The sequence below is a fragment of the Alienimonas californiensis genome (assembly GCF_007743815.1).
GTDB lineage: Bacteria > Planctomycetota > Planctomycetia > Planctomycetales > Planctomycetaceae > Alienimonas > Alienimonas californiensis.
Map to the genome: position 1 here is coordinate 5022146 of NZ_CP036265.1, position 20954 is coordinate 5043099.

The window sequence follows — 20954 nt, forward strand, 5'->3', positions numbered from 1 at the left end:
CGGGGACGGGGGCCGCGCGAACGTCTTCACCGCAGGTGCGCCGCGCCCCCCGACCGGGGCCGAATCCGTCATCCCGCCGCTGCTCCGCCCGCCGCTGCGCGGGCCGTGCGCGTTCGTCCCATGCCGGGGCGACTCGTCGCCGGTCCGACGTCGCCCCCGCGGAGCCCCTGAAGACCGATCGCGCGGCTCTCGCAGCCGTCGATGTCGCTCCCGTTTCGTCCGCCGCCCGATTCGTTAACGCCCCCCGCGTCGCGGGGGGGGCGAGGCGGGTTCACGCTGATCGAACTGCTGGTGGTGATCGCCGTGATCGCCCTGCTGGTCGCGTTGCTGTTGCCTGCAGTGCAGCAGGCCCGGGAGGCGGCCCGCCGGACGGCCTGCTTCAACAACCTCAAGCAGATCGCGCTGGGTCTGCACAACTACGAGTCGCTGCACCGCAGCTTCCCGATCGGCTGCGACGGGTGCTCGATCAAGACCTTCCCGCCGCCGCCCGGCTTCCGGCTGAAACGGATCGCCTGGACCGTACCGCTGTTGCCGTTCCTGGACGCCGGTCCGGTCGCCGACGGGTTCGACACCAGGCTGTCGCATGACGACGCCGCCAACGTCGTCGCGGCGGGCACGCGGCTGCCCACGTTCCTCTGCCCCTCCTCCGATCAGACCGACCGCCCCGGCCCCACCACCGGCGACCGGGACGGCGACGGGCAGCACGACCCCGGCGACGGCCTCGCCTGGACGGACTACGGCGGGCTGTACGGCGTGAGTTTCAACACCCCCCGCATCCTGCCGGAGCACGAGGGGGTAATGCTGTACGACCGCGTCGTCACCGTCGCCGGCGTGCGGGACGGGCTGTCGAACACCGCGGTGATCGGCGAGTGCACCGGCCGCGGCCTCGCCTTCGACGGGCAGTGGGCGAACGGCCACAACCTGTTCGACCACCGCTTCGATCAGCCGGTGAACTTCACGCGGAACAACGAGCTGTTCTCCGACCACCCGGACGGCGTGAACCTCGCTCGCGGCGACGGCGGCGCAGTGTTTCTCAGCGAATCGACGGACCAGCAGGTCCTGAACGCCTTCCTCACCCGGGCCGGCGGCGAAGTCGTCGCCGGACCGTGAGCGGCCCTCCACCGCCCCCCCCCCCTCCCTCCCCCTCTCGAAAACGCATGTCGAGCCCTCTGAAGAACCGACTTTCCCCCGCGCTCGCAGGCCTCTGGCCCTTGGTCGCGGCGTCCGTGACCCTCCTGGTTCCCCATCCCGCAGTCGCGGACCTGGTGACGTCGCTCGACGGGGTGCAGATCGATCGCTGGATCGGTTCGGGCGAGAACAGCGCGGGGTTCGTCCTCGATTGGAACGACGGCGCCGAGGCGGAGGTTTGGGGCTACCGCTGGTCGGGAACCGTCACCGGCGAGGAGATGTTCCGTGACATCGTCACCACGGACGACTCGTTGTTCGCGAAGTGGGACGCCCCGGGCAGCTTCGGCCGCCCGGTGTACGGCATCGGATACGACCGCGACCCGCAGAACTTTGCGCTCGACGACGGCACGACGTTCCCAGCGAACGGGCTGCTCGAAACCTCGCCCCCGGACGCGGACGGCATTGCCGCGAATGCGATCGCCGCGGAGGACAGCTACTTCGAGGGGTGGTTTACCAACGGGTACTGGTCCTATTGGAACGCTCAAAATCCGTTCGGCGCCCCCGGGGCGGACGGCTGGACCAGCAACTTCGGGGCGAACACGCGCGTTATGGTCGACGGCGACTGGGACGGCTGGTCCGCCGCCGTCGGCTTCTCCGCAACCGCCCCGGACGTTCCCGCCGCCGTGCCCGAACCCGGCACGTGGCTCCTCGTGCTGCTGGCGGCCGGGGGCGGCGGACTCGCGACCCGTCGTCGCGGTCTGGGACGGGCGGCCACCGATGTTTAAGCTGATCCCCATGCTCCGCACCGACGCTCCCCTCACCGCTCCGACGCGCCTCCTGATCTTCGGGGCGCTGATTGTCCTGACCTTCGGCCTGGCCCTGCTGCCGTTCGTGCTGGCGGGTCAGGGTATTGACCTGTCGAGCTACCCCTGGGGCTTCTCGCCGATCCTGCCGCTGGGGCTGTACGCCGCCGCCACCCTGCGGAGCCGAACCTGGGCCGTGACGCTGCCCGTGGCCGTCTGGGCGACGGCCTGCGGCGCCCTCTGGCTGTACACCGGAAACCGGGCGATCGCCTTCCCGGAGGTGATCCTCTGGGTCTTCGCCGGGCTGGCGCTGGCGGCCTGTTGCGGGTTGCCCCTGTCGCAGAACCGTCGCTGGTGGAGTGTCGGCATCATGGGATTGGGGGCGGGCGTGACCTTCTTCCTCGTCACGAACTTCGGCGCATGGCTGGGCGGCGAGTACGCACGCTCCTGGAGCGGCCTGTGGAAGTGCTACTGGCTCGCCCTGCCCTTCTTCCGCGGCACGCTACTGAGCCTCGTCGTGTTCCTGCCGGCCCTGTTCGCCCCCGCGACCCTGCGGCTCTCCTCTCCCGCCCCGCGCTCCGTCGCGGCCTCCGCCCCCCGTTCCGCCGCCTGATGAATTTCGCCCTCTGCGCCGCCCTCCTGTTTCCCGCGGCCGGCGCCGCGGAGGACGCCCCGCCGGCGCGGCAGGCGGTCGTGGTCGCCGGCACGGGCGAGGCGGCCTCCCACGGCGACGGCGGCCTCGCGACCGAGGCGGCCGTCAGCAACCCCTTTGGCGTCGCCGTCGCCCCGGACGGCGGCATCCTGATCTGCGAAGTCGACGGCCACCGCGTCCGTCGCGTGGATCCCGTCACCGGGATCATCACCACCGTCGTCGGCGCCGGCGAGGCCGGCAACGACGGCGACGGCGGCCCCGCGACGCAGGCCCGGCTCATGGAGCCCTATGAAATCACCTTCGACGCCCAGGGCCGCTGGCTGATCGTCGACATGCTGGCCCACGTCGTCCGCCGCGTCGATCCGTCCACGGGACTGATCGAAACCGTCGCCGGCAGCGGCGAGGCGGGCTTCTCCGGCGACGGCGGCTCGGCGACCAAGGCGAAGCTGAACCGTCCGCACTCCGTCGTGGTGGCGACGGACGGCACGATTCTGATCTGCGACATCGGCAATCACCGCGTCCGGTCGATCGACTCGAAGAGCGGCGTGATCCGCACCCTCGCCGGCGACGGCACGAAGGGGAAGACGCCGCCGGACGCCCCCTTCGCCCCGACGACCGCCCTCGCGGGCCCGCGGGCGATGTTCATCGCCCCCGCCGCGGACGGCGGCCCGGGCGACTGGCTGCTCGCCCTGCGGGAAGGCAACGCCCTGTTCCGGATCCCGGCCCCGGAGGAGGATTCGTCCGCCCGCCTGCTCCGCCGCATCGCGGGCTCCGGACGCTCCGGCCACACCGGCGACGGCAACCCGGCGCTCCGGGCGACGCTGGCCGGTCCGAAAGGGGTGACCGTTTTGCCCAACGGCGACGTCGTGCTGGCCGACACGGAGAACCACGCGATCCGGGTGATCGACGCCGCGGACGGCACGATTCGCACGATCCTCGGCCGCGACGCGGCAGGCAAGGTGCAGGGCGGCTTCACGCTGGCCCGCCCGCACGGCGTCGGGGCGATGGCGGACGGTTCGATCCTCGTGGGCGACAGCGAGAACCACCGGGTCCTCCGCCTCCCGCCGCCGGCCGAATAGGTCGGCGCCGGGAGAGGCTCCGGCGAAAATCGAGCGTCCGGAGGGCGAACATCATTGCCGCGGCGGTGTCGGGTTCGTATCGTCCCGCTCCCTCACGCGGCCCGCCTCGGGTCGCGTCCGCGGTTTCGACCGCAACAGGACGTTCACCAGCCCAGGTGGCGGAATTGGCAGACGCGCTAGGTTGAGGGCCTAGTGGGAGTTAAATCCCGTGGAGGTTCGAGTCCTCTCCTGGGCACTATCGCAGGCCGCACCCGGAGGCGCCGGGCGGCCGTCGGCGACAGCAGGGACTGATTGCCAAAGGTTTGCGGCAGTCGGCGCCGATCCCCTCGAGACTCTCCGTAGCACAGGGCGCCGCGCGTGGCGTGCCGGGCGGCGCCGGGGAACTTGCTAGAAGCCGATGCCGCCGCCGGTGGCCGGGGCGGCGGGGCGGGTCGTCCCCGAACGGTTCGGGACGGAGCCGCCGGGGGCGGTGTCCAGCAGCGGGTTGGCGGCCGCGGCGAGCACCGTGCCGTCCGGCAGGTCGCGGGAGGTCGAGAGGATCACCTCGTCGCCCTCCGCGAACGGGCCGCTGAGGAAGGCCCGGTCCTCCCCGACGCGGCCCAGCAGCCGCACCGGCAGGTCTCGCACCACGTTCTCCCGCACGACCTGCACCAGCCGTCCGCCGTCCGCGGCGGGGATCAGCGCCTCGGTGGGCACCTCCGCCACGGGATCGCGGGGCAGGATGGGCACGTAGACCGTCTGACCGTCGCGGAAGCGATCCCCGGGCAGCGTCACGCGGGCCAGCGCCGGGGAGGCGACGAGGTCCCGCACCGGTTCGAACCGTTCTCCCAGCGGCAGCAGGGCCGTAATGGTCGCCTCCACGTCGGTTCCCTCCACGGAGATTTTCGTCGTGCTGCCGACTTCTGGCGGGGCCGGCGGGGGCGAGCCGGGGGCGGCGTCCGGGGCGGGCTCGGCCGGGGACCGATCAATCGGCACGACGGCGACCAACTCCGACGTCTCCGCGAGGGTCACCAGCGGATCGCCCGGCCGCACCGGCTGACCCGCGACCACGTGCACCTCATAAACCGTGCCGGCGAACGGCGCCCGCGCGCTGCGACGGGAGGCCCGCAACTTCGCCAGATCGAGCGCCGCCTGGGCGGCCCGCACGGCCGCCTCTTTCGCGGGGCCGGCGCCGGCCTGGGCGACTTCCAGCAGGGCTTTGGCCTGCTCCACTTCCAACGCCTGCTCTTCCGAGTCGAGCGTTACCAGTTCCGCCCCGGCGTTGGCCGCTTTGCCGGGCTCGGCGATGACCGCGGCGACCGTCCCGAGGCCGGGGGCGACCAGCGTCACCTTCTTCGCCGGCTCCAGGTGCAGGCCGAACTGGTACGGCCGCGGATCGCGCGGGGCGACCGCCCGGCGGCGGATCACGACTTCCCCGCCCGCGGCCGGCTCGCGGCCGGCGGCGTTCGCCCCCCCGGCCGGCGACCGCCCCCCCTGCCCCGCAGCCGAGCTCGGCAGGACGCACAGTCCGGCGGCGAGCCCGCCGCAGAGGATCAACCGGCGGACGGGGTGTGAAGTCGGGACCATGGCGGGAGCTTTCGACAATCGGTCAGCAGGCGGAGCGAGCCGCGCCACGCTAAGTCCGCCGATCGAGCGGTGCAATCGGAGCGGTCGCCGGGTCGGAATCCTGCTCCCACCGCCTCCGGCCGCCCCCTACCGCTTCCGGCCGCGGACGACGTGGTAGCGACGAACCTCCTCGGAGGAGACGTCCGCGAAGCGTTCCCCCATCGATTCCAGAAACCAACTGGGCTGCTTTGTGACCATCAACACGACGCCGCCGGGCTTCAGCGCCGCGTCGGCGGCGGCGAGGAACAGGCCGGCGATGCGCTGGTGACTAAAGTAGGGCGGATTGCCGACGGCGAGGTCGAAGGTCCCCCGCAGCTCCGCCGGCGGGAGGGCGTCCGCGGTGAGGGAGGCGGTCACGCGGTCCGACAGGTCGTTCAGCGCCGCCCCGCGCAGGGTGCACTCCACCGCCCGAGGGTTGCTGTCGACGCCGTGCACCGTGATGCCCTCCCCGCGGGCCGCGGCGGCCAGAGAGACCACCCCGGAGCCGCAGCCCAGGTCCAGCACGCGGTCGCCGTCTGCCGGGGCCATCGCCTCGATCAGCGAGCGCCCGCCCGGGTCGATCCGCCGGTGACTGAACACGCCCGGCCGACTGACGGCTTTCAGCAGCGTACCGCGATCGCGGAAGGCGAACTCGCAGTCGTATTCCTTCTGCTTGCGCAGCGGGGCGTCCTTCGTGCCGCCGTAGACCACGCCCCGCGGCTTGCCGCCGGTGGGGTTTTCGTCCGTGACGACCGTGACCTTCGGGAACAACTCCCGCATGCGGTCGTGGGTCCAGCTGTCCGAGACGTTGTCCACCGAGATCAGCAGACGCCCGCCGATCCGCAGCCGGTTGTGGGCCTCGCGGAGCAGTTCCCGCGTCAGTTCGCTCTCCCCGCCGGCCGTGGTGGGCAGGGCGGCGAGGTCGAAGCCTTCGCCGGCGGAGTCAACGACTCCCGTTGACTCTCCATTCCGTGAGTCCGCGGGAGACAGCGGGAAGTCGGGGATACAGACGGTCTCCAGCCGGCCGCCGTAGGAACCTTGGACCGCGACGGTTTCCTGCGCGTGGTACGCGTCGAGCGTGTGACAGACGACGCGGCTGTCGGGCCAGCGGGCCGCGATCAGCCCGGCGAGCTGGCCGCGGGCGCGGGTCGTACAGAGGGCCGTGCCGACGGGTTCGTCGGGCAGGTTCTCAATGAGCAGTTGTTCGGAGTCGGGCGCCCGCACAGTCTCTTTCGCGAGTTTGCAGTTAGTCTGCGACGCAGAGCAGGCACTTCAGGTACTCGCTCTCCGGGATCTGCGGGGCCGTCGGGTGATCCGGGGCGGCGCCGCGGTTTTCCAGGATCCGCAGCGGCCGGCCCACCCGGGCGGCGACGCCGGCGAGCATCTGGCCGAACTTCTCCCGGGAGATCAGCCCCGAGCAACAGCAAGTCACCAGGACGCCGCCGGGGTTCAGCAGTTCCAGACAACTGGAGTTGAGCTGGTGGTAGCCGCGGAGAGCGTTTTCGACGCTCTTGCGGGTGCGGGTCATCTTCGGCGGGTCGCAGACGATCGCGTCGAAGCGTTCGCCGGAGGCCTTCAGCTCGTCCAACACCTGGAACGCCTTGCCGGCGGTCCAGGTGCAGGCGTCCGCGGAACCGTGGCGCGCGGCGTTCATCACGGCTAGGGCGAGGGCGGATTCGCTGGAGTCCACCCCCCGCACCGAGGCCGCGCCGCCGCGGGCCAACGCCGTCAGCCCGAAGCCGCCGGTGTAGCAGAACAGGTCGAGCACCTTCGCCCCGGGCGTGGCCGCGGCGATGAGATCGGCGGCGGCCCGACGGTTGTCGCGCTGGTCGAGGAACAGTCCGGTCTTCTGCCCGACGGCCAGGTCGACGCCCCACTGCAGGCCGTTCTCCTCCACGGCGAACCCCTCCGGCGGGGCCTCGCCGCGGACGACGCCGTCGTTCAGATGGATGGCCTCGGCCTCGCCCATGCCCTTCTCCGTGCGGATCAGGATGCCCTTCGGCGAGAATTGCGCTTCGAGCAGGTCGAGAACCGTCTCCGCGTGGGCCGCCAGCGGGCCGGCGGTGAACTGCACGGCGAGATACTCGCCGTAGCGGTCGACGGTCAGCCCGGAGAGGCCGTCCGCCTCGCTGAACAGTTCGCGACGGGCGTCCGTCGCGGAGGGGGCGCCGAACAGGCGGGTCCGCAGGTGCGCCGCGGAGGCGATCCGCTCGGCGAACAGTCCGCGATCAAGCGGACGGTCTGGGTCCCAGGAGTAGAGCCGCAGCTTGAGATTGGCGTCCGTGTGCAGCAGACCGCGGGCGACCCACTCGCCGGAGTCGGTGATGAGGTCCGCCACGCTGCCGGTCGTGAAATCGCCGGAGGCCTCGATGCGCTGCACCGCCCCGTCGAACACCCACGGGTGCCGAAAGTGGAACGGTTGCGCGCGACGGGGCTTGAGCGCCACGCGGGCGACCGGCTCGCCGAGCGTCGCCGGCCCGCCGGAGCCCGGCGCAATGCGGGGCGCGGGGGCGGCGGCCTGGGGCGGCGGCGGGGGGACCGGCTCCTCGCCGATCACCACCGTCCGCCGGCCGCGCGGGCCGTTGGACGAAGAAGAAGCTCCGGGATGGGTCACGCCTCGACCCCGGTCGGCTTTTCGCGGTCGTCGACCTCGGAGAGGTACGCCAGCAGGCGGTCGCGCTCGTTCGTGAGGTGGCGGACCCGCAACAGGCTCCGCACGCGGGTTTTCAGTTCCACGCCGTTGATCGGTTTTGAGAGGAAGTCGTCGCAGCCGGCGTCCACGGCCTTTTCAATATCGCCCGTCTCGTGCAGCGCCGTGACCATCAGCACGGGCGTGGCGGCGAGGGCGGGATCGGCCTTCATCCGCTGGCAGACCTCATAGCCGCTGAGCTTGGGCATCATGATGTCCAGCAGCACGAGGTCGAACGGTTTGCCGTCCGCGGCCGCGGCGGCCGCGACTTCCAGCGTCTCCGCCCCGTCGTGGGCGAACGCCACCTCGTGCCCCTGATCGGACAGCACGGCGTCCAGCAGTTCGCAGTTGGGGATGTTGTCGTCGGCGATCAGCAGCTTGGACGGCCCGGGCTCCGCGGCGCCGAGCAGTGAGTTCCTCGACGACGAGGCTCCGGGCGGCACGGCTCCGGGCGGGAGGGCGGCGGGGGGATCGGCCACGGGAGCGGGACGGAACGGGAAGCGGGAAAACGAGCCGAACGGCGCAGTGACGACGAGTTCGGTCGGGCAGTGTACCGCCGGCGGTGCGGGTCGTCGCGGCGGCGCCGGGGGAAAGCCGGCGCCGCGACCCGGTTCCGCTTTCGGGCGATCGATTCGGGCGGCATCATGCAGCGGGTCGCTCGACCGTCTCCCCCGCCAAGTCCGCTCTGTTCGCCCCCGCCGCGTCCCCTTGCCCGCCGCCGCCCCGCCCGACGCCGAGTCGTTTCTGGCCTGCCTGCGGCAGAGCGGGCTGGTCGGGAAAGCGAAGCTGGCGAAGTTCCTGGAGGACCGCGGCGGCTCGACCGCCAAGGATCTCGCGGCGGACCTCGTCGCGGCGAAACTGCTGACGCGCTGGCAGGCGGAGAAGCTCCTCGCCGGCCGCTGCCGGGGCTTTCGGCTGGGGAGCTACGAGCTGCTGGGCCTGCTCGGCAAAGGCGGAATGAGCGCGGTGTACCTCGGCGAGCACGTCGTGATGAAACGCCGCTGCGCCATCAAGGTGCTGCCCGCGAAGCTGGTCGGCGGGGGGTCGCATCTCGAACGGTTCATGCGGGAGGCCCGGGCGGTCGCGGCGCTGGACCACCCGAACATCGTGCGGGCCTACGACGTCGCCAGCGAGGGCGAGGGCAACGCGGCGACCCACTTCCTCGTGATGGAACTGGTCGAGGGCCGCAGCCTGTACGACCTGGTCAAGCGGGACGGCCCGCCCGCCCCCGATCGCGTGCGGCAGATCGGCTACGAGTCCGCCAAGGGGCTCGCCCACGCCCACGCCGCCGGGATCGTGCACCGGGACGTCAAGCCGGGCAACATCCTGCTGGCCAGCAGCGGGGCGGTGAAGGTGACGGACCTCGGCCTGGCCCGCGGCGGGGAAGATGAGGAGCACAGCCTCACCGTCGCCCACGACGAAAAGGTGCTCGGCACCGCCGACTACCTCGCCCCGGAGCAGGCGCTGGACAGCCACGCCGTCGATCACCGGGCGGACATTTACGGTCTGGGATGCACGCTGTACTTCAGTCTGTGCGGGCACGGACCGTTCACGGAGGGGACGCTGACGCAGCGGTTGATGGCCCACCAGACCCAGCCGCCCCCGCCGATCGAGTCGCTGGTCGAGGGGGTGCCGCCGGAACTGGCCCGGGCGGTCGCCCGGATGCTGGAAAAGAAGCCGGAGGACCGCTTCCAGTCGATGGACGAGGTGGCCGAGGCTCTCGCCCCCCCGGGCGTCGCGGCGGCGCCGGCTGCCCCGGCGGAGCCGGAACCGCCGCCCGAACCGGAGCTCAACGACTTTCTCGCCGGTCTGCCGGCTGAGCCCGGCAGCGAGGCGGGGTCCGGGATCCGCTCGGGCATCCGCCGCCGTTCGGGATCGAAACCGAAGTCCGGGGTCCGCCAGGCCCTTGCCGCCAAGGCCGGCGGGCTGATCGGCCGCGATCCGACTCCGGCGCCGGGCTCGGCGACGGACTCGCCCTCCGGCGCGTTCGGCGAGGAGGCGCCCTCCTCCTCGGATGGTTCGGACATTGGCGATTCGCACGTCCACGGGCCGGGCAGCGGGCGGTTCGATTTTCTCGGCGGGACGGACGTGGCCGACGGCGACTCCGGGGGACCGGGCTCCTCGCCGTCGCAAACGGGCTCCGGCTTCGACTTCACCGGGTTCGATCTCGATTCCGGCGCGCAGCCTGGGCCGGGGAGCGGAGCCGGCAGCGGCGTGCGTTCCGGCAGTGGGGTGCGTTCGGGCAGCGGACTGGGGTCCGGATCGCGCGTCGGACCGGGCTCCGGGACGGGGTCGGCCGTCGATCTGCCGGAGCAGAGCGGCAGCGAGCCGGGTTTGGCGGCCGCCGACCCCTCTCCCCTGCCCCGGCGCCGCGGCGGACGGGGCGCCGGCAAGGCCCCGGCGGACGCGGCGCCCCGGGCGAAGTGGCCCTGGATCGCCGCGGCGGCGCTAGGCCTGCTGACGGCGATCGCGGCGGCGGTGTGGCTCGCCGGGGGCGACGACGACTCCGGCATGACGGACGACGCCGATCCCGACGCCCCGACCGTGGCAGAGGACGCCGGCCCGCTGACCGTCGGCCCCGACGGCCGCTTTCCCACCTTGGCGGCGGCCCTGAATCACCTGGAGGAGAACGTCGACCCGTCCAGCGGGGACGCAGCGGTCGTGCAACTGCCCGCCGGGGTGCTGAACGAACGGCTGATCGCCAGCGGGACGAACTTCAGCTTTCCCTCCGACGTCACCATCCGCGGGCACGCCGACGGCACGACCCTGCGTTCGCCGGGGGCGGCGCCGACCGTCTCGATTACCGGCCCGCTGATCCGATTCGCACTGGAGAATCTGACCGTCGACGCCGCGGGCAAAGCGGTCGCCGTGGAACTCAACGGCGCCCTAACGGAGTCCCGCATCGACGGGCTGGCGATCAAGAACGTCGCCGGCACCGGGCTCCTGTTCCGCGGCGTGTCGGGCAATACGCTGGAGATCGTCGACCTCGCCGTGACCGGCGAGGGAGCGAGCAGCGGTGCGATCGGGGTTCAGGTCGCCGACGGGGGGATCCAGATCGTGACCTTCACCGGCGGTTCGATTCGGGAAGCGGCGGTCGGGTTCGACGTGATCGCCGCAGCGGAAAAACTCACGCTGGACGGAATGACGATCGGGCCGGGCGACGTCGGCGTGCGGCTCGGGTCCGACGCCGGCGAGGTTTCCCTGAAGGCCGTCACGCTGAAGAACCTGACGTTCGCCGGCGTCGCCCGCGGCGTGGTCTTCGCGGGCGCCCCGACCGACAAAAGCGCCGGCCTGGTGATCGCCGGGAGCAAGTTCGGCGACGCGGACCCGCCCGTCGATCCTGCCGGGTACGTCGACCGCATCAAATCCGCCCTCGACGCCGACGCCAGCACGGGAAACGCCGCGGACAAGCCGGGCGACGATCCACTGAACCTGTTTCCCTAAGCCTGGCTCCCGCGACGCATCGGCGGTCCTGACGCCGCTCGGTCGTCAGACGGACTGCACGGTCCACCAGATCGCGGCGGAGGCCACGATGATCGTGTAGACGAACAGGGCGCACAGCAGCCAGCCGATGAATCGGCCGGCCCGGCCGTCCTCCCGGGCGAACTGCCGGTACTCGTCCGCCGAGAACGGGTCGCCGCCCGCCGTCGGGGCGACGGCCGGCGCGGGGCGCTCGGGCGCGGCAACCGCCGCGGCGGGGGGGGCGTCGGCGGTCGGGGCGGGCGTCTCCGGCATCGCCGGACTGTAGCAGAGGGCCGGACGACGCTCACCTTTCCCAGCAGTGATTCCCCCGGACCGGCACATCCGCCCCGGTTCGCCCGCTTCGGTTCGCCCGCCGCGGTTCACGCCGCGTCGTGGGGGCGTTCGGCCGCCAGCAACGTTCCCAGCAGATCGTCCGTCGGGTGCGGGTGGCCGAGATGCTGCCGGAAGCCCTCGGCGTAGGCCGTGCCGATCAGTTCGCCCCGGGCGGCGCTCCAGCGGCGGGCGCCGGCGAGGTACTCGTCGATGCCGTGCTGTTTCCGGAGCCAGCCCCGCTGACTCTCGTGACAGGCCAGCAGTTCCAGCTTGCGCTCGATCTGATCGCTCACGTCGACCACGATCCCGGGCCGCCAAGGCTCGCCCAGCGGCCCGGCGTGCCCGACCGGGTCGCAGTAGTAGAGGTGCGGCATCCGCTCGGTGGGCGGTTCGCCGCATTCGTACAGCGGCACGGAGGCGGCGAAGGCGGCGTCGCGGACCAGGCGACTGGCGACCTCGTGGTCACTCATGTAGTCGATCGGCGGCGCCGTGAGGATCAGCTCCGGCCGGGCCCGCCGCACCGCCGCGGTGACGACACGGCGGCTGGCGTCGTCGTGCGTGATCGTCAGATCGTTCAGGCCGAGGCAGTCGTAGGTCGCGCCCAGCAGGTCGGCGGAGCGTTGCGCCTCCGCCCGGCGGACGGCGGCGATCTCCTCGCGGGTGCGGTCGGCGCTGCCGAGGTCGCCGGCGGTGAGGGTGGCCAGGGTGATCTCGCAGCCGAGATCGGCGAGGCGGCAGAGGGTTCCGCCGCACTGAATTTCCAGATCGTCCGGATGGCAATGGATGGCCAGCACGCGGGGCGGGCCTTCGGCCGGTCTGACGGCGGTCATCGGGAGCGGTCTGGGTATGGTGGGGGCCGGTCTATTCCTCAGCGCCCCCGTGCGTCGGCGAATCGTCCCCTTCCCCGCCCCGCGATACCAGCCACGCCCGTTTCGGCTCCGCCCATCGTGCCGCATCCTCTGCCGCTCACCCGCGTTCCGGCCCTGCTCTTCGACAGCGCCGCCGACGCCGACTCCCACGCCGCCCTCGTCGTCGCCGGCCTCGTCCGCGAGCGCAACAGCGGCGGACAACGCACGGTGCTCGGGTTGCCGACGGGGTCCACCCCGATCGGCGTCTATCGCGAGTTGATCCGCCTGCATCAGGAGGAAGGGCTCGACTTTTCGAAGGTCGTCACCTTCAACCTGGACGAATATTGGCCGATGCCGCCGGAGGACCGGCATTCGTACCACCACTTCATGCGGGAAACGTTCTTCGACCACGTCAACATCAAGCCGGAGAACGCCCACCTGCCCCCCGGCAACGTGCCCCGCCGCGACGTGGACGCCGCCTGTGCGGAGTACGAAGCGAAGATCCGCAAGGCCGGCGGAATCGACCTGCAACTGCTGGGCATCGGCCGGACCGGGCACGTCGGCTTCAACGAACCGGGCAGCCCCGCCGACGGCCGCACCCGGTTCGTGACGCTCGACCCGCTGACCCGGGCCGACGCCGCCCCGGGCTTCTTCGGCGAGGAGAACGTGCCCCTGCACGCCCTCACGATGGGCGTCGGCACGATTCGCGAGGCGCGGAAGATCCTCATCTTGGCGCTGGGCGAACATAAGGCGCCGGTCGTGCGGTCGGCACTGGAGGACGCCCCGACCGATCGGGTCCCCGCCACCCTGCTGAACGGGCACCAAGACCTCACCTATCTGCTGGATCGCGGCGCCGCCGCGGAGCTGACCACGATCAAGATGCCGTGGCGGACCGGCCCGATCGACTGGGACGACCGCACGGAGACGAAGGCCGTGGTGTGGGTCTCGGAGCAGGCGGGCAAAGCCCTCACGAAGCTGCAGACCCGCGACCTGCTCGAGCACGATCTGCACGAGCTGCTCCGCGAACGCGGCCCGGTCGAGGCGCTGCGGAATCGCGTGTTTGACCGGCTCGACGCGACTCTCTGCACGCACCCCGCCGGGGACGGCGCGCAGAAAAAGAAGACCGTGCTGGTGTTCAGCCCGCACCCGGACGACGACGTGATCTCCATGGGCGGCACGCTGATCCTGCTGTGCGACCACGGGCACGAGGTGCACGTGGCCTACCAGACGAGCGGCGCCACCGCGGTGTTCGACCACGACGTGCGGCGCCACCTGGACTTCGTGAACGCGTTCGGAAACCTGTTCGACGTCGCCCCGCTCGTGAACGCGGACGCGGGCGAGGAGCTGCCGGAACGTCTGATCGCCGCCCTGGCCGACAAGCCGCCCGGCGAGCCGGACAGCCCGGAGGTGTGGAAGTTGAAGGCCCTGATCCGCCGCACGGAGGCCGTCGCCGCCGCCGAAGAGGCCGGCGTGCCCCGCCGCCGCTGCCACTTCCAGAACCTGCCGTTCTACGAGACCGGCCGCGTGAAGAAGCAGCCGATCAGCGACGCTGACGTGCAGAACACGGTCGAGTTACTGCGGGCCGTGCAGCCGGATCAGGTCTATCTGGCCGGCGACCTCCGCGACCCGCACGGCACCCACCGCCGCTGCGCCCGCGTGGTCGGCCGGGCGTTGGAAGCGGTGCAGGCGGAGGGCCTGGATCCGGAGGTCTGGCGCTACCGCGGGGCCTGGCAGGAGTTCGAGCCGCACGAGATCGACCGGGCGGTGCCGATCAGCCCCGAGGTGACGGCCCGTAAACGCCGGGCGATCTTCAAGCACGAAACGCAGAAGGACCGCCCCGTCTTCCCCGGGCACGACGACCGGGAGTTCTGGGTCCGGGCCGAGGAACGAACCAAGGCGACCGCCGCGGCCTTCGACGCCCTCGGTCTGCCGGAGCACTTCGCCATCGAGGCGTTCGCCCGCGGCCCGCGATAAGCAAAATGGGGGGCGCACGTTCGAATGACGCGGCATTACGAACGTGCGCCCACTACTCACTTGCCACCCGCACGGTCGTTCACTACCGTTTTGAAAATGGGTGTGCGCAGGAACACCGGTGGCCGAACCCCCACCGCCCGTGTGCCGCACGCCGCCCCTCCCCGGGCCCTTCCCTCAGGGACGAGGGGTTCCCGCCGCACGATCAACCCCCACAGACTCATGGCCCGCGGAGATAAGCTCACCCCCCGACAGCAGGAGATTTACGATTTTCTGCGGAGCAAGATCATCGACCGCGGCTACGGCCCCACGGTGCGGGAGATCGGCAACGAGTTCGGCATCAAATCGCCGAACGGGGTGATGTGTCACCTGAAGGCGCTGGAGAAGAAGGGCCTGATCACGCGGGAGGAGAAGATGTCCCGCGCGATCGAATTGTCGCACAAACCCCGGGCGAAAACGGAGCTGCCGTTCGTCGGTCAGATCGCCGCCGGCGTGCCGGTGCTGGCCGAGGAAGACCTGGAGACGATGGATTTCGCCGACCTGTTCGACGGCGACGATAAAATGTGCCTGAAAGTGAAGGGCGACAGCATGATCGACGCCCATATCACCGAGGGGGATTACGTCGTCATCCGTCGCCAGCAGACCTGCCGTGACGGCGACATCGTGGTTGCCGCCGTGGACGGCTCGGAAGCGACCCTCAAGACGTTCTATCGCGAGAAGGACCGCATCCGGTTGCAGCCGGAAAATAAAGACATGGAGCCGATTTACGCCCGCGACGTACAGGTCGTCGGCGTGCTGGAGAGCGTGATCCGACGCGTCTGACAGGCGTGTCGCTGCCATTCAGTCCCTTTCCGCCGGCGAGGTTTCCTCGCATGCCCTCGCCCCTGCCTGCGGCGGCGTCGAACGGGAGAGGGGCTGGGACGGCCGCCGGTTCCTGCGGCGGTATCTCGGGGAGATGCTTGCCGCCGTGTTGGGAGGCGGCGCGTACGGCGTGTTGGCTTGGCGAGCCGTGGAGGTCCGGGCGGCGGACCCCCGCGTCGCCCTCTTCGGCGCCGGCGTCGGGGCTTTTTTCGGCGTGCTGATCTGGAAGGGCCGCTTGTTGTCGTGTTGGCCGATCGCGGGCGCGGGGGCGTTCGGCGGGCTACAGTTTTTCAGATGCTTCATGTGCGACGGCAGTCCGTTCGCCATGCCGGTTTTCGGCGGTCTGTTCGCGGCGTCTTGTTGGGCGATGGTGCGGACCGGCGTGACCTTGGAAGCCGTCGTCCGCCAACGGTGACCGCTCGCGGTCGCTCCCGTTGGCGATGAAATCGCTCGGGGAAAGCGATCCGCCGGCTCTCGGCGGTTTCTCTGCTGCGGCCTCCCCGTACACTCCACCGATGCCCGCCCCGCCCGCTTCCTTGCTGGACCTCGACGCCGACGGGCTGACGGCGTGGCTGGCCGAGCGCGGCGAGAAGCCGTTTCGCGCCAAGCAGATTCGCAAGGCCGTCTTCGACGGCCGTGCGGAATCGCTGGCGGACGTCACCACCCTGCCCGCCGCCCTGCGGGAACGACTGACGACGGAGCTGCCCCTGTTCACCGGGGAGCCGGTCCGGCATCAGGTGGCGCAGGATCGCACCGAGAAACTGCTCCTCCGCTTCGCCGACCCCAGCGGCAAGACGCCGGCCCACCACGTCGAATGCGTGTTGATGCGGGAGACGGGGCGGCGGACGGTCTGCATTAGTACGCAGGTCGGCTGCGCGATGGGCTGCGTGTTCTGCGCCAGTGGCATCGGCGGGGTGAAGCGGGACCTCACGCGGGGCGAGATCCTCGAACAGGTGCTGCGACTCGACCGCTTGCTGCCGCCGGCCGAGCAGGCCGGGGGGCGGATCACCAACGTCGTCGTCATGGGCATCGGCGAGCCGCTGGCGAACCTGCGGAACCTGACCGGCGTGCTGGAGGAACTGACCGCCCCGGACGGCTTCGGCCTCTCGCCGCGGCGAATCACCGTCTCCACCGTCGGCCTGCCGGCCCAGATGCGGAAATTCGCGGAACTGGGCAAGCCGTATAAGCTGGCCGTCTCGCTGCACGCCCCGAACGACGAGCTGCGGAGCGAGATCGTCCCGATCAATCGCAAGACCGGCCTGCAGGCCGTGCTGGAGGCGGCGGACGATTACTTCGCCGCGACCGGCCGCCGGGTGACCTACGAATACGTGCTGCTGGCCGGCGTGAACGACGAGCCGCATCACGCCGCGGAGCTGGCGGAGCTGCTCGCCGGTCGCACGGCCCACGTCAATCTCATCCCGATGAACGACGTGGCGGAACTGGACTTCGCCGCTCCCGGCAGCCCCGCGACCGGGCGGTTCGCGGCGATCCTCAACGACGCCGGCGTGCCGGCGACGGTGCGGAAGCGCAAAGGGGCGGATATCGACGCCGCCTGCGGCCAACTGCGGCGGGTCGCGGAACGCGAGCCGGTCCCGCTGACGCTCTGAAACCGGGGCGGGTTAGAGCATTGAGGCGACCCGGCACTGCAAACCCGGACGGCGCCGCTATCCTCTGTCGCGCTCCCCTTCCCCCTGCCGACCTCTCCCACGGCCCCGATGAGCGACGAGAACGACGGACCCGACACCCCCGCCGAAGTGGAGCGGCGACAGGAGCACGGCGCCGGCCTGGCAGACATCACCCCCAAGTTCGCGGGCAGCGGCAAAGGCTTCGCCACCGGCGTGGAGGACCGGGACGACCGCGACTTCGACGTCGTGGTGATCGGCACCGGCCCGGGCGGCGAGGGTGCCGCCATGCAGGCGGTGAAGCTCGGGAAACGCGTGGCCGTCTGCGAGAAGTACGCCCGCGTCGGCGGTGGTTGCACGCACTGGGGCACCATCCCCAGCAAGGCCCTGCGGTACGCGATCAATCAGGTGACCGAAGCGGCCCAGATGCCGGTCGTGCGGAACTCCTGCGGCAGCATCACCGCCTCCTTCCCCGAACTGCGGGCCAGCGCCGCGGGCGTGATCGACCGCCAGGTGGCGATGCGGCGGACGTTTTACGACCGCAACGCCGTCACGCTGCTCGCGGGGCACGCCCGCTTCACCGGGATGCACGAGTTCGCCGTCACCAGCGAGAACGGCCACGAGACCCGGTACACGTCGGACGCCTTCGTGCTCGCAGTGGGCAGTCGCCCGTTCCGCCCGGAGAACATCGACTTCTCCCACCCGCGGATCTTCGACAGCGACACGATCCTGTCGCTCGGAGAGACGCCGATGAGCATCACGATCTACGGCGCCGGGGTCATCGGCTGCGAGTACGCCAGCATGTTCCGGAACCTCGGCTGCAAGGTGAACCTCGTCAACACCCGGGACAAGCTGCTGGAGTTTCTCGACGACGAGATCATCGACGCCCTCGCCTACCACCTCCGCGATCGCGGCGTGGTGATCCGGCACCGGGAGTCGATCGAACACGCGGAAGGCCGCGACGACGGCGTCGTGCTGCACCTGAAAAGCGGCAAGAAACTGAAGTCCGACATTCTGCTGTGGGCCGCCGGCCGGAGCGGCAACACGGAGTCGCTGGGGCTGGACCAACTGGAGATCGAGCCGAACCGCCGCGGCCAGATTGAGGTGGACGAGAACCTGCGGACCAAGCACAAGCACGTCTATGCGGTCGGCGACGTGATCGGCTACCCGTCGCTGGCCAGCGCCGCCTACGCGCAAGGCCGCTACGCCTCCATGCACCTGATCGAGGGTCGCGAGGACCGCACTTCGCTGAAGGACATTCCGACGGGCATCTACACCTCCCCAGAGATCAGCAGCGTCGGCCAGACAGAGCGGGAACTGACGGAGGCGAACGTGCCGTACGAGGTCGGCCAGAGCATGTTCAAACATCTCGCCCGGGCCCAGATCGCCGGCACGCCGGTGGGGATGCTCAAACTCCTGTTTCACCGGGAGACGCGGGAGATCCTCGGCATCCACTGCTTCGGCCGCAGCGCCAGCGAGATCGTGCACATCGGGCAGGCGATCATGGCTCAGCCGAAGGGCCGCAACACGATCGACTACTTCGTGAACACGACCTTCAACTACCCCACCATGGCGGAGGCGTACCGGGTGGCGGCGTTGAACGGCTACAACCGGCTGTTCTGAACGGTCCCCGCCGGCCGACAACTGCTGCCGATCTGACAGGCCGTCCGCGGACGCTGCGAACTGCGGAGACGGAACTCTCCGTCTCGCATGCGGTTAGGAGAGGACGCGGCGGCTTGGTACGGCGTTCGCTACTCGTTGGAAATACGCACCGGCCCAGCCGGTCTGTCCGTTTCCCGTAGTATCTCCGAGTTCCGAACACCGATGGCGAAGCCCTCCGCCAAGATCAATATCGCCCCGCTGGGCGACCGCGTCGTGCTGAAGCGCGCCGAGGCCGAATCCACCACCGCCGGCGGGATCGTGCTGCCGGACGCCGCCAAGGATAAGCCGCAGCGCGGCGAGGTGGTCGCGGTGGGCGACGGCCACGTGAAGGACGACGGCACGAAGGTGCCGCTGACGGTCAAGGAAGGCGACACCGTCATCTTCAGCAGCTACGCCGGCGACGAGATCAAGATCGGCGACGAAGACCTGCTGCTGCTCCGCGAGAGCGACATCCTCGCCACCTGCTAGTCCCGCGCGTCGCCGGGCTCCGGCCCGGCGGCTTTATTCTCCACCCGTACATTCCCGCACACCAAAGAGTTATCCCATGGCGAAGATGATCGCGTTCGACCAGGAAGCCCAGGAAGCCATGCGCCGCGGCGTCGGCAAGCTGGCCCGGGCCGTGAAGGTCACCCTCGGCCCCAAGGGCCGCAACGTCATCCTGGAGAAGTCCTTCGGCTCCCCGACCGTCACCAAGGACGGCGTGACCGTGGCCAAGGAGATCGAGCTGCCGGACAAGTTTGAGGACATGGGCGCCCGCATGGTCAAGGAGGTCGCCTCCCGCACCAGCGACAACGCCGGCGACGGGACCACCACCGCCACGGTGATGGCCGAGGCGATCTATAACGAAGGCCTCAAGGCCGTCGTCTCCGGCGTCTCCCCGATCGAGATGAAGCGGGGCATGGATCAGGCGGTCGAGGACATCGTCGCCAAGCTCAAGTCGATGAGCATCGAAGCCCGCGACAGCAAAAGCATCGCCCAGGTCGGCACCGTCGCCAGCAACGGCGACACCGAGATCGGCAGCATCATCTCCAAGGCGATGGAAGCGGTCGGCAACGACGGCGTACTGACCGTCGAGGAAGGCAAGAGCCTGGAGACCACCTTCGACGTCGTCGAGGGCATGCAGTTCGACCGCGGCTACCTCAGCCCCTACTTCGTCACCGACCGGCAGGCGATGGAAGTGATGCTGGAGGACCCGTACATCCTCGTGCATGAAAAGAAGATCTCCAATATCCGCGACCTGGTCCCGGTGCTGGAGAAGGTCGTCCAGAGCGGCAAGGGCCTGCTGATCATCGCCGAGGACGTCGAGGGCGAAGCCCTCGCCACCCTCGTGATCAACAACCTGCGGGGCACCTTCAAGGTCGCCGCCGTGAAGGCCCCCGGCTACGGCGATCGCCGTAAGGCCATGCTGCAGGACATCGCCGTGATGGTCGGCGGCACCGCGATCTTCGAGGACCTCGGCATCAAGCTGGAGAACCTCCAGCTCTCCGACCTCGGTACCTGCAAGAAGGTCGTCGTCGATAAGGACAACACCACCCTGATCGAGGGCGGCGGCAAGAGCGCCGACATCAAGGCTCGGATCGAGCAGATCCGCCGCGAGCTGGAGAACTCCAGCAGCGATTACGACCGCGAGAAGCTCGAGGAACGCGTCGCCAAGCTGGCCGGCGGCGTCGCCCAGGTGAACGTCGGCGCCGCGACCGAGTCCGAGATGAAGGAGAAGAAGGCCCGCGTCGAGGACGCCCTGCACGCCACCCGGGCGGCCGTCGAGGAAGGCATCCTGCCGGGCGGCGGCGTCGCCCTTCTCCGGGCCAGCTCGCAGGTCAAGCCGGGTAAGAAGGAAGGCCACGACTTCGGCACCGGCTACCAGATCATCCTCCGCGCCTGCCGGGCCCCGCTGACGCAGATCTCCAACAACGCCGGCAAGGACGGCGCGGTGGTCTGCGAGAAGGTTCTCGCTCAGGAAGGCAACTTCGGCTACAACGCCGCGACCGACGTCTACGAAGACATGGTCAAGGCCGGCATCATCGACCCGGCCAAGGTCACCCGGACTGCCCTGCAGAACGCCGCCTCCGTCAGCACCCTGCTGCTGACCAGCGAGGCGTTGATCGCCGAGAAGCCCGCCAAGGGCAAGGGCGGCGGCATGAGCGGCGAAGACCTCTACTGAGCCGCGACTGGTCCGCGGACTCGTTGCGAGCCGTCCCCGAGACGGGATCGCAGGTTCAGGAAGCCCCCGGCGGAAACGCCGGGGGCTTTTTTCTTGTCC

18 protein-coding genes and 1 tRNA gene are annotated in these 20954 nt (G+C 70.4%); 13 read left to right on the plus strand and 6 right to left on the minus strand.

Going from position 1 to position 20954, the window contains the following annotated elements:
- The first annotated feature begins 201 nt into the window (after positions 1–201).
- The 5 genes from CA12_RS19955 (at position 202) to CA12_RS19975 (ending at position 3897) form a co-directional block, all read left to right on the plus strand.
- Entirely contained in the window at positions 202–1110 is a 909-nt protein-coding gene (locus CA12_RS19955) for a DUF1559 domain-containing protein (RefSeq protein WP_145360888.1), read from the plus strand.
- Between the two features lie 155 nt (positions 1111–1265).
- Positions 1266–1913, plus strand: coding sequence for a PEP-CTERM sorting domain-containing protein (locus CA12_RS19960; protein ID WP_165700886.1), 648 nt, complete (start codon positions 1266–1268; stop codon positions 1911–1913).
- Positions 1906–2544, plus strand: coding sequence for a DUF6580 family putative transport protein (locus CA12_RS19965; RefSeq protein WP_145360890.1), 639 nt, complete (start codon positions 1906–1908; stop codon positions 2542–2544). The genes CA12_RS19960 and CA12_RS19965 overlap by 8 nt, the downstream gene beginning before the upstream one ends.
- The gene (locus CA12_RS19970) at positions 2544–3662 is read left to right on the plus strand and encodes an NHL domain-containing protein (RefSeq protein ID WP_145360891.1); all 1119 of its coding nucleotides are present in this window, start codon (positions 2544–2546) and stop codon (positions 3660–3662) included. Before CA12_RS19965 ends, CA12_RS19970 begins: the two co-directional genes overlap by 1 nt.
- A gap of 149 nt (positions 3663–3811) precedes the next feature.
- Positions 3812–3897 (plus strand) — tRNA-Leu (locus tag CA12_RS19975).
- 152 nt (positions 3898–4049) lie between these two features.
- Here CA12_RS19975 and CA12_RS19980 read toward each other — a convergent pair.
- The 4 genes from CA12_RS19980 to CA12_RS19995 form a co-directional block, all read right to left on the minus strand.
- On the minus strand, positions 4050–5228 hold the full coding sequence (locus CA12_RS19980) for an efflux RND transporter periplasmic adaptor subunit (RefSeq protein ID WP_145360892.1): 1179 nt from the start codon (positions 5226–5228) through the stop codon (positions 4050–4052).
- 126 nt (positions 5229–5354) lie between these two features.
- Complete coding sequence (locus tag CA12_RS19985) at positions 5355–6470, minus strand: methyltransferase (RefSeq protein ID WP_145360893.1); 1116 nt, start codon at positions 6468–6470, stop codon at positions 5355–5357.
- Positions 6471–6492: 22 nt separating this feature from the next.
- The gene (locus CA12_RS19990; protein ID WP_145360894.1) at positions 6493–7860 is read right to left on the minus strand and encodes a class I SAM-dependent rRNA methyltransferase; all 1368 of its coding nucleotides are present in this window, start codon (positions 7858–7860) and stop codon (positions 6493–6495) included.
- A complete protein-coding gene (locus CA12_RS19995; RefSeq protein WP_242688047.1) occupies positions 7857–8414 on the minus strand; it encodes a response regulator in 558 nt (185 codons plus the stop codon). Before CA12_RS19995 ends, CA12_RS19990 begins: the two co-directional genes overlap by 4 nt.
- A 229-nt stretch (positions 8415–8643) precedes the next feature.
- On the opposite strand from CA12_RS19995, the gene CA12_RS20000 reads away from it, so the two are divergent.
- Positions 8644–11379 carry a serine/threonine-protein kinase gene (locus CA12_RS20000; RefSeq protein WP_165700887.1) on the plus strand — a complete coding sequence of 912 codons (2736 nt, stop codon included), beginning with the start codon at positions 8644–8646 and terminating at the stop codon, positions 11377–11379.
- Positions 11380–11424: 45 nt separating this feature from the next.
- Here CA12_RS20000 and CA12_RS20005 read toward each other — a convergent pair whose 3' ends face one another.
- Both CA12_RS20005 and CA12_RS20010 read right to left on the minus strand, forming a co-directional pair.
- The gene (locus tag CA12_RS20005; RefSeq protein ID WP_145360896.1) at positions 11425–11670 is read right to left on the minus strand and encodes a hypothetical protein; all 246 of its coding nucleotides are present in this window, start codon (positions 11668–11670) and stop codon (positions 11425–11427) included.
- A gap of 107 nt (positions 11671–11777) precedes the next feature.
- Positions 11778–12560, minus strand: a complete 783-nt coding sequence (locus CA12_RS20010; protein ID WP_145360897.1) for a PIG-L deacetylase family protein — start codon at positions 12558–12560, stop codon at positions 11778–11780.
- A gap of 117 nt (positions 12561–12677) precedes the next feature.
- On the opposite strand from CA12_RS20010, the gene nagB reads away from it, so the two are divergent.
- The 7 genes from nagB (at position 12678) to groL (ending at position 20855) form a co-directional block, all read left to right on the plus strand.
- Positions 12678–14552, plus strand: a complete 1875-nt coding sequence (nagB, locus tag CA12_RS20015; protein WP_242688049.1) for a glucosamine-6-phosphate deaminase — start codon at positions 12678–12680, stop codon at positions 14550–14552.
- 219 nt (positions 14553–14771) lie between these two features.
- The gene (gene lexA / locus CA12_RS20020; protein ID WP_145360899.1) at positions 14772–15371 is read left to right on the plus strand and encodes a transcriptional repressor LexA; all 600 of its coding nucleotides are present in this window, start codon (positions 14772–14774) and stop codon (positions 15369–15371) included.
- A 133-nt stretch (positions 15372–15504) separates the two neighbouring features.
- Positions 15505–15825: a hypothetical protein gene (locus tag CA12_RS20025; protein ID WP_145360900.1), complete on the plus strand. Its 321-nt coding sequence runs from the start codon at positions 15505–15507 to the stop codon at positions 15823–15825.
- A gap of 100 nt (positions 15826–15925) precedes the next feature.
- Positions 15926–17017 (plus strand): 23S rRNA (adenine(2503)-C(2))-methyltransferase RlmN, encoded by a 1092-nt coding sequence (gene rlmN, locus CA12_RS20030; protein ID WP_145360901.1) that lies wholly within the window; start codon positions 15926–15928, stop codon positions 17015–17017.
- A 108-nt stretch (positions 17018–17125) separates the two neighbouring features.
- The gene (gene sthA, locus CA12_RS20035) at positions 17126–18655 is read left to right on the plus strand and encodes a Si-specific NAD(P)(+) transhydrogenase (RefSeq protein WP_145360902.1); all 1530 of its coding nucleotides are present in this window, start codon (positions 17126–17128) and stop codon (positions 18653–18655) included.
- A 201-nt stretch (positions 18656–18856) separates the two neighbouring features.
- On the plus strand, positions 18857–19162 hold the full coding sequence (gene groES, locus CA12_RS20040) for a co-chaperone GroES (protein WP_145360903.1): 306 nt from the start codon (positions 18857–18859) through the stop codon (positions 19160–19162).
- A gap of 76 nt (positions 19163–19238) precedes the next feature.
- A complete protein-coding gene (gene groL, locus CA12_RS20045; RefSeq protein ID WP_145360904.1) occupies positions 19239–20855 on the plus strand; it encodes a chaperonin GroEL in 1617 nt (538 codons plus the stop codon).
- Positions 20856–20954: the final 99 nt, after the last annotated feature.